General features: G+C 63.9%; 9 protein-coding genes. 3 read left to right on the forward strand and 6 right to left on the reverse strand.

The window, feature by feature from the left end:
- Nucleotides 1-34 precede the first annotated feature (34 nt).
- The gene (tmpA, locus tag DIC66_RS17865; RefSeq protein WP_199534792.1) at nt 35-1153 is read right to left on the reverse strand and encodes a 2-trimethylaminoethylphosphonate dioxygenase; all 1119 of its coding nucleotides are present in this window, start codon (nt 1151-1153) and stop codon (nt 35-37) included.
- Nucleotides 1154-1297: 144 nt separating this feature from the next.
- Between tmpA and DIC66_RS17870 the strand changes: the two genes are divergently transcribed.
- Complete coding sequence (locus DIC66_RS17870; protein WP_117179458.1) at nt 1298-2176, forward strand: LysR substrate-binding domain-containing protein; 879 nt, start codon at nt 1298-1300, stop codon at nt 2174-2176.
- Here DIC66_RS17870 and dinB read toward each other — a convergent pair.
- Nucleotides 2173-3387, reverse strand: a complete 1215-nt coding sequence (dinB, locus tag DIC66_RS17875) for a DNA polymerase IV (protein WP_117179511.1) — start codon at nt 3385-3387, stop codon at nt 2173-2175. The genes DIC66_RS17870 and dinB overlap by 4 nt on opposite strands.
- Nucleotides 3388-3537: 150 nt before the next feature.
- On the opposite strand from dinB, the gene DIC66_RS17880 reads away from it, so the two are divergent.
- Nucleotides 3538-4146 carry a GyrI-like domain-containing protein gene (locus DIC66_RS17880; RefSeq protein ID WP_117179459.1) on the forward strand — a complete coding sequence of 203 codons (609 nt, stop codon included), beginning with the start codon at nt 3538-3540 and terminating at the stop codon, nt 4144-4146.
- Between the two features lie 110 nt (nt 4147-4256).
- Here DIC66_RS17880 and DIC66_RS17885 read toward each other — a convergent pair whose 3' ends face one another.
- Nucleotides 4257-4595 carry a type II toxin-antitoxin system HicB family antitoxin gene (locus DIC66_RS17885; RefSeq protein WP_117179460.1) on the reverse strand — a complete coding sequence of 113 codons (339 nt, stop codon included), beginning with the start codon at nt 4593-4595 and terminating at the stop codon, nt 4257-4259.
- A 146-nt stretch (nt 4596-4741) separates the two neighbouring features.
- Here DIC66_RS17885 and DIC66_RS17890 point away from each other — a divergent pair, with 146 nt between their 5' ends.
- The gene (locus DIC66_RS17890; RefSeq protein ID WP_117179461.1) at nt 4742-5128 is read left to right on the forward strand and encodes a RidA family protein; all 387 of its coding nucleotides are present in this window, start codon (nt 4742-4744) and stop codon (nt 5126-5128) included.
- 68 nt (nt 5129-5196) lie between these two features.
- On the opposite strand, the gene DIC66_RS17895 is transcribed toward DIC66_RS17890, so the two are convergent.
- The 3 genes from DIC66_RS17895 to DIC66_RS17905 form a co-directional block, all read right to left on the reverse strand.
- A complete protein-coding gene (locus tag DIC66_RS17895) occupies nt 5197-6354 on the reverse strand; it encodes an alpha-hydroxy acid oxidase (protein WP_117179462.1) in 1158 nt (385 codons plus the stop codon).
- A gap of 126 nt (nt 6355-6480) precedes the next feature.
- Nucleotides 6481-8733, reverse strand: coding sequence for a penicillin-binding protein 1C (gene pbpC / locus DIC66_RS17900; RefSeq protein ID WP_233505978.1), 2253 nt, complete (start codon nt 8731-8733; stop codon nt 6481-6483).
- 131 nt (nt 8734-8864) lie between these two features.
- On the reverse strand, nt 8865-14942 hold the full coding sequence (locus DIC66_RS17905) for an alpha-2-macroglobulin family protein (protein ID WP_117179463.1): 6078 nt from the start codon (nt 14940-14942) through the stop codon (nt 8865-8867).
- Nucleotides 14943-14961 lie beyond the last annotated feature (19 nt).

The following is a 14961-nucleotide window of genomic DNA, read 5'->3' on the forward strand; positions in this document are numbered from 1 at the left end:
TGTCGGTTGGCTTGTCGGTTGGCCTGCGTGGCAGTCAGCCGAATTTACGTTGCAATACCAGGTAGTGGCTGCGTGGGCCGTCGCGGTCCACATAGCAGCCCTGCAACTGGCGATGACCTTCGGCGGGGTTGAAGGAGGTGCGGCCGTGCAGTACACGGTTGTTGTCGAACATCATCATCTCGCCAGCGTTCAGGCGAAAGCGCAGCTCGTATTGGGGGTCTTCGAACAAGGTGCCCAGGCGCTTGCGCGCGCGGTGGTAGCGCACCGTGTCCTCCTGCGACATCAGGGGGATGTCGTCCAGGCGGGGGCTGTAGTGCACGCCGGTCATGTGACCCTCGCCGTCCAGCTCCACCATGGGTTTGACCGAGACCAGATGGGTGGTGGCGTCGCGGTACTCAAAGCGCACGGGGATGCGGCTCAGCAAGGCAAAGCCCTCGGGGTCTTCCAAGCGCACCTGCTCGGCCACGGCCAGACTGTCGACCAGGGTGGAGAAGCCGCCTGAGGTTTCGTTCTGCAGGCATTGCAGGATCTGGATACCGGGCACCGGTGTGCGGTAGGGGTTGTCGGTGTGCGGCCCCAGGGCTACCGGGCGGTAGGCCAGATCATTGGATTCGGGGCGCGAATACACCTCGAAGAAGTCGCCAAAATTGGTGGTGCGCACAATGCCAAAACGCTCGGCAATGTGCAGGATGGAGTCGGCCTGTGTGGGGGTTTCGTTCACCAGCAGGAAGCCCAGTTCAATGAAGTCCTTCAGGGCCTGGTACAGCACTTCGTCGTTCTGCAAATCGGCCCAGACATAGAGCGGTTTGCGTTGCAAATCGGAACGCCAGGCGCGGGTTGCTGGCAAACCGGTACTGAGCACGCTGCCCCGCAGAAGTTCTTGGGGATCAAAGCTGCCGGCAAAGCCATCACTGAAGGCCAGGTGCAGCATGTCTTTTTCAAAGCGCGCACCCAGCAGGTACAGATCGTCCGGCAACAGGTGCGGGTTCATCAGGCGCTGGCCGGTGACCGCGTCGCGCTGTGAGGGGTCGGGGCTGCGGGCGCGCAGCCACAGGGCAGGCAGTTCGGTTTCATGGGTGCTGTCGCGCATGAGTACCCGGGCTTTGCCCGGTTCGGTGCGGACAAGAATCTCTGGCATGTCGTGAATTTTCATGGGGGAAGAAAAGCAGTTGCTGATGCCCTGCAGTCTGCTTGATATGACTCCATCTTTCAAACGAAAAAAGCATCCGGTGTAAGATTAGTTTAACTAATGTCTCACTAATACCTCACCACTTTTTTGGTGCATGGATGCACACTTATGGCCCGTCTTCCTCCCTTGAACTGGCTGCGCGCCTTTGAGGCCTCGGCCCGGGCCCTGAGCTTTACGTCGGCTGCCGAAGAGCTGAGCATGACGCAGTCGGCCGTCAGCCAGCAGATCAAGAGTCTGGAGAGCGCCTTGGGCCGCACCCTGTTCCTGCGCCGCGCCCGCGGCCTGGAACTCACCGACGAGGGTCGTGGCTACTTGCCCACGGTACAGGCTGCCTTTGCCATGCTGGAAGAAGGCACCACGGTGCTGCAAGCGCGCAATGACCCGGATGTGCTGGAGCTGCAGGTGAACCTGTCTTTCGCCCTGTTCTGGCTCACGCCCCGCTTGGGACAGTTCATGGAAGAGAACCCCAGCGTGCACCTCAATCTGGCCACCTCGGTGTGGGCGGAGGAGCGCTCGCACAATGTGGCCTCATTGCAGATTGTGTTTGGGCTGGGCAAGAAGGAGGGCATCAGCGGCAAGCGCCTGACGCGTGACACCATTTTTCCGGTCTGCTCCCCCAAGCTGGCCAAGCAGATCCGCACGCTGGATGACCTGCTGGCGCAGCGCCTGTTTGATTTGCCGGGCACGGCGCAGAGCTGGAGCGCCTGGCTCAAGGCCTGCCCGGAGGGCGGCGGCAGAGCCTTGCCTGCAGTACACCGGACCAGCACCTGGGCGCTCAGCCTGGACTGGGCGCAGCGCGGCCTGGGCGTGGCCCTGGCGCATGAAACCATTGCCAATGACCTGCTGGCCTCGGGCCAACTGGTGTGTCCTTTTGACTTCGCCATTCCACTCAAAGAGGCCTATTACCTGATTGCCCCCGAGGGTACGCGCACCCGCCACGCCAGCCGCGTGTTCAAGGACTGGCTGCTGCGCGAGATGGCAGCCTAAAAAAGCTGGCCCGTGCGTTCGTCGTCCTGCGCACTCTCCTGCGCGCGCGCCAGCACTGCATCACCCGCTTGCGCGTCCTCGGCTTTGAGCAGCGCGCCCACCCGTACCCCCAGCAGTCGCAAGCGCTTTTGCAGCGGCGCGCGTTTGAGGCACTGGCCGGCAAACTGGCGTATTTCTTTGGCATCGGCGGTGAAATGGTCAATCGTCTGGTCGCGCGTGACGATCTGGAAATCATCAAAGCGCAGCTTGATGCCAATGGTCTTGCCCACATAGCCCTTGCGTTGCAGGTCAAGCGCCACCTGTTCGCACAGGCGGGTGAAGATGGCGCCCAGCTCGGCGCGGTTGCGCACGGCATGCAGATCGGTGTCGAACGTGGTCTCGCGGCTCATGCTCACCGGCTCGCTCTCGGTCACCACCGGGCGCTCGTCCTGCCCGTGCGATGCCGCATGCAGCCAGACGCCGGTGCGCTCGCCAAAGGTGTCCATCAGCCACTGCAGGTCGCGCGCAGCCAACTCGCCTATGGTCTCTATGCCGTGGCTCTTGAGCTTGGCATCCGCCTTGGGTCCTATGCCGTTGATCTTGCGGCAGGCCAGTGGCCAGATTTTGCTTTCCAGATCGTCCGCGTGCACGATGGAAATGCCATTGGGCTTGTTGAACTCACTGGCCATTTTGGCCAGCAGCTTGTTGGGCGCCACACCCACCGAACAGGTCAGACCCGTGTCATCAAAAATGGCTTTTTGCATCAGGCGCGCCAGCACCCGCCCTCCCTCGCGCTGGCCGCCTGGCACATCGGTGAAATCGATGTACACCTCGTCCACACCCCGGTCTTCCATGAGCGGCGCAATCTCGGTGATCAGGCTCTTGAAGCGGCGTGAATAGTGGCGGTACTGGTCAAAGTCCACGGGTAGCAAAATCGCCTGCGGGCACAGCTTGGCCGCCTTCATCAGCCCCATGGCCGAGCCGACGCCGAACTGACGCGCGGCATAGGTGGCGGTGGTGATGACGCCGCGCCCGGTGTAGCCGGACAGGATGGGGAAGAAGCTCAGCGGAATGCGGTGCAAGTGTTCCGCCGACCATTCCTGCTCCGGGTGCGCCGCACGCAACCTTCCCAGCAAGTCGTCTTCGCGCCGCCGCCCGCCTCCAATCACCACCGGCAGGCCCTTGAGCTGGGGATAGCGCAGCAGCTCCACCGAGGCATAGAAGGCGTCCATGTCCAGGTGGGCGATGCGGCGCACGGTGGGCTTGGGCTGGCTGGTGGAGGAGGACACGGAACAGAGTTCTTGAAGGGATTGAGAATACGCAAATCACAGTATAGGGAGCGCCCCCATGGTCCTGTACTGCGCAACAACAGGAGAGCAAAAATGGAGAAGAAAGATTTTAAAAAAGAGCTGAAGCACCTGTACGCAGCCTCTGCCAAAGAAGTGGTGCAGGTGGATGTGCCTGCCATGCACTTCCTGATGGTGGACGGGCAGGGTGACCCCAACACCGCGCCGTCCTTTGCGCAGGCGGTGGAGGCCCTGTTTTCGGTGTCCTACACCCTCAAGTTCCTTGTGAAGAAGGGCCCGCTGGCCCTGGACTATGGCGTGATGCCGCTGGAAGGCCTGTGGTGGGCCGATGACATGAAGGACTTTGGCCTGCGCGACAAATCCAACTGGAAGTGGACGGCGATGGTCATGCAGCCGGCCTGCATCACCCAAGCCTTGGTGGACCAGGCGGTGGCCGAGGTGCGCAAAAAGAAGGATCTGCCCGCTCTGGACAAGCTGCGCTTTGAAGCCTTCACCGAGGGCCCGTGCGCGCAAACCCTGCACATAGGACCCTTCTCCGCAGAGGGGCCGACGATTGAAAAAGTGCACCAGTTCATTGCCGCCAGGGGCCGGCTGCGTGGCAAGCACCATGAGATTTATTTGAGCGATACCCGCCGGGCAGCACCCGAGAAGTGGAAGACCATCGTCCGCCAGCCCATGCAATGATGGAGACGGACCCTGTGTGATGCAAACGCGCCGATTTGCCACTTGGGCAGTGCGGCAGCAAGCGCGTCATGCTTGTGCCTTCAGGGGGGCTTGCAAAGGGCCTTGTTGAGCTAGACCAGCGCGGCTTCCTGCAAGACTTTGGCAGCCCATTGGTTCAGGCTAACGCCGTGGGCTTGGGCTGCGATAAGCGCAGCACTGTGAACTTCGGGGCCTACACGCAGCATCAGTTTTCCGCTGGCAGGTTTGAGCGGTTCCTTGCCAGATTGGGCGCAGTCTGTGATGTAAAAGTCCACCGCGTTATGGAAATCGCGCGTCAACTTCGCAACGGTGTCGCCTTCAAAACTGATGCTGGTGGTGGCGGGCAAACCCAGCACTTTGCCCCAAAAAATACCGTCTCCCTCGTCAAACTCGATTCGTGCGGTGTAGCCTTTGTAATTCATGCTGCTCATATCGTTACTCCTGTGGCCGTAAGCCACTCCTTGATTTCCCGGACTTGATACTGTTTGGCCTCTTTGCCCGGGTGTGGTCGGTGGGCACAAGTGTATTCTTGGGTGTCACTTGCAATACCAGGACATCCCTTTGGAGATAATTTCATATGCCCCGACAACTGATCAGCTCCGGCTCCCGCTTTGAGGCCGACATTGGCTATTCCCGCGCTGTGGTGGCGGGCGACTGGGTGTTCGTCTCTGGTACCACCGGCTTTGACTACACCACCATGACCATCTCGGACAGCCTGCTGGAGCAAACCGAGCAGTGCCTCAAGAACATCCAGGCGGCGCTCGTTCAGGCGGGCTCCAGCCTGAAAGACGTGGTGCGTGTGACCTATGTGCTGCCCCGGGGCGAAGACTTTGAGCAATGCTGGCCGGTGCTGCGCCGCTACTTTGGTGAGGTGCGGCCCGCGGCCATGATGATCTCGGCCGGTCTGGCTGACCCGCGCATGCAGATCGAGATTGAGGTCACGGCGCTCAAGCAGGGCGCCTGAGCGGACGCCTGCTGCTCCCGTGCTCCCGGGCCCTGAACAAGCGCGGAAGTTGGTGGGTGTGGCCCGGTTTACGGCTTGAAGTCGTAGGTGCCTGGCAGCAGGATGTTGGTGCCCACGGTCTGGATGTTGGTGTGGCCGCAAAAGGCCATGGTGATGTCCAGCTCCTTGTGGATGATTTGCAGGGCCTTGGTGACACCGGCCTCGCCCATGGCGCCCAGGCCGTAGACAAAGGCGCGGCCAATCATGGTGCCGCGGGCACCCAGGGCCCAGGCCTTGAGCACGTCCTGGCCGCTGCGGATGCCGCCGTCCATCCACACCTCGATCTTGTCGCCAACGGCCTGTGCAATTTCCGGCAGGGCCGAGATGCTGCTGGGCGCGCCATCCAACTGGCGCCCGCCATGGTTGCTCACCACAATGGCATCCGCCCCGCTGGCCACGGCCAGGTGTGCGTCTTCCAGGTCCTGTATGCCCTTGAGGATGAGCTTGCCGCCCCACTGCTCCTTGACCCACTGCACATCGGCCCAGGACAGGGTGGGGTCAAACTGCTCGTTGGTCCAGGAGGCCAGCGAATTCATGTTGGTGACCGCCTTCACATGGCCCACCAGGTTGCCAAAGGTGTGGCGGCGTGTGCCGGCCATCCCTAAGCACCAGCGCGGTTTCATCATCAGGTTGATGATGTTGGCTATTGTTGGCTTGGGTGGTGCAGTCAGGCCGTTTTTCAGGTCTTTGTGGCGCTGGCCGATCACCTGCAGGTCGAGGGTGAGCACCAGGGCGCTGCAGCGCGCGGCGCGAGCGCGCTCGATCATCTTCTTCATGGCATCGCGGTCGCGCATCATGTAGAGCTGGAACCAGAAGGGCGCGCTGGTGTTCTGGGCGATGTCTTCGATGGAGCAAATGCTCATGGTGGACAGCGTAAATGGGATGCCGAATTTCTCAGCCGCCTTGGCCGCCTTGATTTCGCCGTCGGCACTCTGCATGCCGCACAGGCCCACGGGCGCAATGCTGACCGGCATCTTGGCGTCCTGCCCGACCATCTTGGTGGCGGTGGTGCGGTTTTCCATGTTCACCGCCACACGCTGGCGCAGCTTGATCTTCTGGAAGTCCGATTCGTTGGCCTTGTAGGTGGATTCGGTCCACGAGCCCGAGTCGGCGTAGTCATAGAACATGCGCGGCACGCGCTTTTCTGCCAGAACGCGCAGGTCTTCGATGGTGGTGATAACGGTCATGGGAGCCTTGTAATTTTGGAACTGGTGCGATGGTACGGGTAGAGGCCTGGGCGGGCGATTGAAATCAGGGGGTGGCGGCTTGAATTAATTTTGTCACGGCGAGGAACTCCCTGCGATTGACCTGCCTTAACGCTTGCCAATCACCCCCGCGCCACGCACCTCCAGCCGGATTTCGTCCAGCGTCTCGCCCCGGGCGTTGACCAGCTTCACCACATGCCGCCCGGGCCAGGGCAGCCACTGGGCGCTGGCGCCTTGGGCGAAGATTTTGCCATCCATCTGCCAGCGCAGGTCACGGCCGTCGGCCGCGAAGCTCAGGCGCTGGTGCGCAGGGGGTATGTCCGGGTCCAGGGCGATGATGGTGCCGTTGGCGGGGGCGGTGATGCGGGCAGCACGGGTGGCTGAGGCGGTCGTGGGCCGTGTGCTGTCCGGGTTGGTGCCCAGACCAAACAGGCTTTGCTGGGTGCCTTCGACAAACCATTCCTTGCGCGGGGCTTCGCCTGCAACATCCACCGCCATCTGCACCACGCCCGCTGGTGGTTTGGGTGGATGGCTGGGCTGGCTCTTGTGCAGGTAGTTCATCACCGCGGCCCAGACGGGGGCTGCGCCCGTGGTGCCGCTCACATCCCACATGGGCGCGCCGCTGGCGTTGCCCACCCACACGCCCACGGTGTAGCGCTCTGAGTAGCCCACGGCCCAGTTGTCACGCATGTCCTTGGTGGTGCCCGTCTTCACCGCCGTCCAGAAACGCGTGGCCAGCAGGCTGTCGGTGCCGAAGGTGCGGGCGCGGGCGTTGCTGTCGGACAGGATGTCGCCCACGATGAAGGCGGCGCGGGCATCGAGCACGGGGCGCGTCTGTGCTGTGGTGGCACGGTTGGTGGCGCCTGCAGAGGCGGCCAGAGTTGTGGCTGTGGGTGAGACGGCCCGCGTGGCACCGAACCGACCGCCATTGGCCAGTGTGCGGTACGCATTGGTGAGCTGCAGCAGCGACACCTCGGCGCTGCCCAGTGCCAGGCTGTAGCCATAGTAGTCGCCGGTCTCCTTGAGCGGGAATCCGAGAGCTGTCAGCTGCTTGTGGAAGGCATCCGGTGACACCATCACCAGCGTGCGCACTGCGGGCACGTTCAGCGATGCCCCCAGAGCCGTGCGCGCCGACACCCAGCCCTTGAAATGGTGGTCGTAGTTCTGCGGAATGTAGAGCCCGCCCGAGGTCTGGATTTGTGTGCCCGCATCATCCAGCAAGGAGGCGGCGGTGAGGCGCCGTTCGGCAATCGCCTGGGCATACAAAAACGGTTTGAGCGTGGAGCCGGGCTGGCGCAGCGCCGTGACGCCATCCACCTCGGCGGCGCGGCTGAGTTCACCCGAAGAACCTACCCAAGCCAGCACCTCGCCGCTGGCGTTGTCCAGCACCAGCACCGCGCCGTCCTCCACATGGCGGGCCTGCAGTTCGCGCAGTTGCTGCTGCAGGGTTTGCGAGGCGAAGCGCTGCAAGGGGGCGCTGAGCGTGGTGCGCAGGCTGCCACGCGGGATGTTGCTGGCGCTGCCAACGCCAACACCCATTCCTGCAAAATTTTTGTCGGTCTTGGTTGTCGCTTGCATCTGCTCACGTTGCGCCGCCAGCACGCGCTGCGCCAGGTGCGGAGCGAAGCCCACGCTGGCGGCATAGTCGCGCCGTTGCAGGGCGGCTTGTGCAAACAGGTCCAGTCCTTCGCAGTCGCTTGCGGGGCCCACTCCCTGCAAAGCCTGAAGCACGCTGCAAGCCCGCTGCGCTACCTGCTGCGGCCGGGCGTTGGGTGCGCGCACCAGAGCGGCGGCAACGGCCGCCTCGCGGTTGTCCAGGCCTTGTGCGGCCTTGCCAAACAGGGTCTGGCTCAGCGCATCGATGCCCACCAGTTCGCCGCGAAATGGCACAAGGTTCAGATAAGCCTCCAGCACCTGGTCCTTGCGCCAAGTGGTCTCCAGCAACTGGGCGGACACGGTCTGCCCGATTTTTTGCACCACGCTGCGCCCACCGGCACCGCGCTTCAGGTCCTCATCCAGCAAACCCGCCAGCTGCATGGTGATGGTGGAGGCGCCGCGCGTCTTGCTGTTCCACAGGTTGCCCCAGGCCGCCGCCGACACCGCGCGCCAGTCCACGCCGCTGTGTTCATAAAAGCGTTTGTCTTCGCTCAACACCAGGGCCGTGCGCAGGGCAGGGGACACGTCCTGCAGAGCCATCCACTGCCCGCGGCGCACCGTGTTGTCGGTGCGCACGCGCTGCAGCACTTCGCCATGGCGGTCCAGGATGAGGGTGTCGGAGGGCTGGTAGCTGGCTTGGACTTCGTTGAAGCTGGGCGCTGCCACTGCCGCCGCGTGGATCGTTGTGAGAACGAGTGCCAGCAATATTCCTTCGCAGCGGGGCGGCAGGGGGGTGCGGCCGATTTGTGCGCGTTTGGCACCATGAGGCCGCAGCCCCCTGTCGCCCCGCTGCCAGCCAACACTGCTGAACAAAAGGCCAGCCCAGTTGTAAGCCACTACTTCACCGCCTCCACCCGCACCTTCGCATTGGGAAACTCGCCAAACATCTCCGGCGCATACATGGCCTCCACCCTTGAGGGCGGCAGCGAGAAGCTGCCCACGTTGTTGAGGCGCACCGTGTACTCCATCTTCACCCCCCCCTTGGGCAGGTACTGGTAGTAGCTGCGGAAGGACTCGAAGCTGCGCTCTTCAAACGCTGCCCAGCCAGCTCCTTGCGCCTTCTCGCCCTGGGTGGCGATTTCGGAGTCGCGCCCCAGGCCGCTGCCCAGAATGGTGGCGCCTGCGGGCACCGGGTCGGTGATGACCACCCAGGTCATGTCGCTTGAGGCATTCACCTCCAGCGTGATGCGCAGCACATCGCCGCGACTAAAACTGCCTGCGGGCAGGCCCTTGTTGGCCTGCTCCACCGGCGTGATGGTCTTCCTGATCTGGTAGCCCGCGTTGAACGGAGCCTTGAGCTCGATGGCAGCCAGGGACTGCAGCGTGAGCCAGGGCTTGCCCGTACCCTGGTGCGTCACACTCAAAGTGTCCTTGCCACCGTCTTTGCCAACCTCTTTGCCGCTTGCCTTGCCCCAGGGCAGGAACATGCTGTTGTTGCGCAGGTTGCCCGGTGCGGCGGGTGCGCCAAACCAGGTGCTCTGGTTGGCAGCTCCAGAAGCGTCGGTGGGCAGGACGCGCAGCACTTTGCTCCAGTCCACCGCCGCAGTGGCCGTGCCCAGGCTGGCCTTGGTGCTGCCTGCCACTGGCGTGGCTTCAAACTTGGCCGAGAATTTTTCCAGCGCCATGCCACCCCACAGGTTGGCCGTGGTGGTGTGCCAGGCGCCGCCCTGCTGGCGGCTGATAAAGCCGTTGGCCAGGCGACCCATGTCGTCCTTCCAGGCCGGGTCGTCCATCACAGCCAGGATCAGGCGGGCGCTGTTGACGTCGCCGTTTTGCATCAACCACCACCAGTAGTCATCGCGCTCGGAGCTGAAGACCATTTTGGTGCCCTGGTAGCTGATGCGGCTGCGCAGGATTTGCGTGGCCTCAAGCAGGCGCTTGTCATGCTCGGGCACATCGGCCACGCGCTTCAAGATATTGAGCCAGTCAATCACCGCATGCGTGGGCCACTGGTTGGGCGCGATGGTGATGCTGTTCAGCATTTTTCCGGTGGCCCGGCCGTAGCGCGACAGGGCTTCGATGGCGGCGAGTTTGCGCACATCCAGGTCTTTGCGCGGGCTCCAAAAGTCGCGCTGGATGCGGCCCTCCACAAAGGCGATCAGGCCGCGCTCCATGGGTGCGCGCACTTCGTCGCTGAGTGCAAACGCCGGGTTGATGCTGGCGGCCTCGTGGGTTGCGGCCAGCACATAGGCGGTGAGCGTGTCACTGCCGTGGTTGGACTCACCGTCGCGCGGCGGGAAGTAGCTGGCCAGGCCGTCGCTGTCCAGGTAGCTGGGAATTTGTGCGGCAACGCCCTGCCACAGCTTGGCATCGCGCAGGCCCACGGCCTTGCTGGTCTTTTGTTCCAGGCAGGCAAAAGGGTAGTTGGCAAACCAGTCGCGCACGCCCGGCAGGCCCTCGGCCAGCTTGGGCTGCAAGGCCAGCTTCAGGCCACCACGCACCGTGCCGTTGCTGGCAATGGCGTCGGCCGGTGGGTTCACCTCCAGACTGAAGGGCCCGTCGATCTGCACCAACGTGGCCTGCTGCACGGTCAGCGGCACGGCAGGGATGATGCGTTGGCGTGCCTTCAAGGCATCGCGTGCACCGCTGACGGTGTCCTTGGCCTCGATCTCCCACAGGATCGCTTCATTCCGGGTGAGCGCCAGTTGCGCCGGTGCAGTGACGTTCCAGGCTACCTCGCGCGCCTCGTCTGCGGGAATGTCAACGGTCTGGGGCGGCAAATCGAGCAGGGTGGCACGCGGACTCACCAGCACCTTCATTGCCTGCTTCGTCGTGTTGCGCAGCGTCAGCTGGGCGCGGAACTGGTCGTCCTCGCGCACCAGCGGCGGCAGGCCGCTGATGATCTGCAAATCCTGCGTGGCGCGGATGGACGTGGAGCCGGTGCCAAACAGGCCCACACCCGAATCGGCCACGGCCACGATCTTGAAAGTGGTCAGCGCGTCATTCAGCGGCACGGTCACATTAGCGCGGCCATTGGCGTCGAGTTGCACGCGCGGGTTCCACAGCAGCAGGGTTTCCAGCAGTTCACGCGCACCGCTGTGCCCGCCGCCGCCGCCCGCGGGCACGGCCTTGCGGCCATAGTGCCTGCGGCCAATGATCTCCATTTGCGCAGTCGAGGTCTCCACGCCCCAGGAGCGGCGCTGCAGCATGGCTTCCAGCAGGTTCCAGCTGTCGTTGGGGCTCAACTCCAGCAGGGCCTGGTCCACGGCGGCCAGGGCCACCTCAGCGTTCGCGGCGGGTTGGCCATTGGGCAGCTTCACCTGGATCTGCACCTGCGCCTTGCCGCGCACGGGGTAGCTGTCCTTGTCGGCCTTCACACTCACATCCAGCTGGTGTGCTTTGCTGCCCACCCGGATCTCGGCCACGCCCAAACGGAAGGCCGGCTTGCTCAGGTCCACCAGGGCCGTAGGCGCAACAAACTCACGCCCCTCGTACCAGAAGCTGGTCCACCACTCGCGCGGCGCCTTGTAGCCCCAGGTGAAGAAGCTGTACCAGGGCACCTCGCGCAGGCGGCCGCGCAAGGCCAGCACGCTCACATAGACATTCGGGCCCCAGCCCTCTTGCACCTTCACCTGCACGGTCGGGTCCTGGCCATTGAGCTGCACCACACGCGTGTCCAGAATGCCTTCACGCTCAACGGTCAGCAGGGCGGTGGCAAAGCGGAAGGGCATGCGCACCTGGAAGGTGGCGGTCTCGCCCGGCTGGTAGCTTTTCTTCTCGGGCAGCAGGTCGATGCGGTCGTGGTTCTCGCCACCAAACCACAGCTCGCCCTGCTTGGTCACGTACACGGAACTCGCGGCCTGTATGCTGTTGCCCGCACTGTCCTTGGCCGTGACCACCAGTTCCACCTCGCCGGGCTCGGACAGCGTGGTGTCACACAGCAGCAGGCCTCTGGAGTCGCTCTTGCCCGAGCACACACTTCCCAGGTCTTTCACCGTGGTCTTGTTGTCATAGGTATAAAAGCCGCCAACCATGCGCTTGCGCGTGGTGGTGACGATGCGCGCGGTGGCCTTCACCTCCAGCGCCACGCCTTCCTTTGCCCGGCCAGCCAGGTCCAGCGCCAGGGCCTGGAACTTGATCTGCTTGCCACTCGACACCCAGCCCTCGGTCTTGATGCCCGCCACCACGGCTGCCGGCCAGAGCGTGCGCGTGCTGCGGAGGGTCTGTACCTCGCCATTCGGGTCGGAGTAAGTGGCTTCCAGCAGCAGGTCCTGCGGCTGCTTGCCCAGCGGCAGGTCGGCCACCGTGGTCTTGCCCGCGCCGTTCTTGTCCAGGGTGAGGGGCAGCTTGTCGGCAACCACGCGGCTGTCGGTGTCGCTGACCTCGGTCTCTTCATCTCCGGCGGACACCGTGTCCTTCTTGCCGCGAGGAGGGGCAAAGCTGAAGGCTTCGAAGTCAGGAAAGCTCAGGTATTTGGTGCGCACCAGGGCCGACACGCGCACTGGCAGATTGGCAGCCGGACCACCCGACACATAGTTCACCTGCACATCCACCGGCACGGTTTTGACAGCTACCAGTTGTTCCTTGCCAGAAGGGCTCACACGGCCTTCGAACACCGGCAGGCGGAACTCTTCCACGCGGAACTGGCCGGTACTGTATTGCCGCCCGTCGCCCCCTTTGCTGGCACCGCGCAGCGTGATGCCGTACACGCCGAGCTTGGCCGCCTGCGGTATGGCAAAGCTGCTTTCGGCACTCTGGCCGCCCGTGGCGGTCTTGCGCCAGGCCAGCGGCTGGCTGTATTGCTGGCCGCTGCCCTCGTGGGTGATGACCAGGGTGTCGGGGTAGCTGTCCGGCAGGCCAAAGCCCTGGCTGGTCTCGGTGCGCAGCAGGTGCTTCATGGACACCGTCTCGCCCGCGCGCAACAGGCTGCGGTCCAGGATGGTGTGGGCGCGCTCGTCGGGCTGTGGCGCTGTGCTGGCCGGCAGGTTGAAGCGCCAGGACTCAATCCCCTTGTTCCAGTCGCTCCAGGTGAAGGCCAGGTCCTGCACCACGCCTTTGCCGTCGCTTGCGGGCTGCGGGGCGCGGGCGCTGACAAAGTAGGCCTGGCTGTAGACGCCGTCGTACTCGCTGTTGCCACCCTCTGGGCCAGTGTTGCAGGCAGGCGCCATGGGTGAGATGCCGCTGAGTTTGGCCACCCCTTGCGCGTCTGTCGTGGCGCTGGCCACTTCGCGCCCACGGCAGTCGGACACGCGCACGGCCGCACCCGCCACCGGCGCCCCCTTGTCCAGCGTGGTCACCCAGGCCAGGGCGTTCTCGCGCCCGAGCTTGAAGTGCACGCCCAGGTTGGTCACCAGCGCCGAGGTGCGAACGTACATGGTGCGGGCATTGCCATAACGCTCATCCAGCAACGAGGCACCCAGTTTTTGCGAGGCAATCTCCACCACATGAAAGCCCGCATCCAGTGGAATGCCCACCACCTCGAAGGGGCGCGGGTCATTGCCCACAGGCTTGGGCAGGTCCAGGGTGGTGACCTTGGGCTGGCCTTGCAAGAGCGAGACCATGCGCGTCTGCACCCAGTCGCTGCCAGCCTTTTCCAGCGGCTTGGGCAGGGGCGTGCGGCTGTCCTTGGCGGCCTGGCTGCGTGAAATGCTGCTGGCCTCATAGCGCTGGACCTTGTGGAACCAGGCGATGATTTCTGCATCGGTGCCGGGCTTGAAGTCGCTGACCTTGCCCTTGGGCGCGTCGGCCACAGGCTTCGGAGCCAGGGTGGCCGCGTTCAGGCCTTTGATGTTCAAGGCAGCCTCCACATTGCGCAGCGTCACCGGCAGCAGGGCCACGCCATTCGGTTCGGCAAAGCGCTCCACGATGCCAAAGGGCGAGGCGGCAAATTTGGCCAGCGGCGGCATGGCACCGGTGGCCACCTTGAGCGGAAAGTTGGCCGCGTTGCGCAGCGTGCGGCTGCTGGCGTCCGCAAAGCCCTTGGGCAGTTCGATACTGAACTGCGTCTGCTCGGGCAGCACGGCTGCAAAGCGGATGCTGTTCAGCACATTGTCCGCAGCTTCCTCACCCTGGTCGCCGGCATCGAAAACCGGCTTGAAGCTCTCCTTGGGGCCCACCAGGCGTATGCCCTCCAGCAGCTTGCGCGGCACGGGCGCGTTGAAGGACAGCGTCAGCGGGCGTATGGGCAGGCAGGCACTTTGCGCGTTCTCGCGCTCGCAGGCAAAGCTGGCCTCAAAGGGCTCGCGCACCTGGTAGGCAAAGCGCTTCTCCACGCTGTTGGCAATACCGCCGGGTGTGGCCACGCCGCGCTCAAACACCAGTTGCACCTTGGCGGACGGCGTGAGGCGGCGCTTGCAGGCCAGGGTGACATAGGCCAGCGGACGGGCCGTAGCCTCCTTGTCCCAGCCTTGGGCCTTGAGCAGGGCAGCGCGCTCGCTGCCTTCTAGCAGGCGTACGGCAATGCGCTCACCCAGGCCCTCCATGGTGCAGTACGTATGCGCCTGCACGCTGCTCAATGACGCCTCACCCGATAGGCGCAGGGCAAAGAACTGTTCCTCGTCGATGCTGCTGCCCTCATACGGCCGCAGGGTCTGCACAAAAGGCCCGCCGGTGGTGAAGCGGTAGCTGGTGGGGCCACTCAGCGCAACTCCCTTGGCCGACTGCAGCCCCGCTTTTACTTGCAAGGTGCAGCGCACACCGGGCGGCAGGTCGCGCTCGAACTCATAGGCCCAAGCGCGGTCGTTGACCCAGCGGCCCGAGCCCTTGCTGGCCTGTGCGTCGTTGCAACTGATGGCCAGGGGCGCCTCGGCCTTGGGGTCGCCAAAGGCGATGGCGCTGTCGTCAAACTTGGCCAGCACCTGGCGCACCCGCGCTACCTCGCCTTGCGGTGAGAGGCTGGTGATTTGAAAGGCCTGGGCGCTGAGGGCGCTGAGTGCCAGAAGGCAGCCGATGATTTTTGTTTTTGTTGTTGTCATGGCGAAGGAGTAGGGGTCA

This window comes from Rhodoferax lacus (genome assembly GCF_003415675.1).
In the GTDB taxonomy this organism is placed as follows: domain Bacteria; phylum Pseudomonadota; class Gammaproteobacteria; order Burkholderiales; family Burkholderiaceae_C; genus Allorhodoferax; species Allorhodoferax lacus.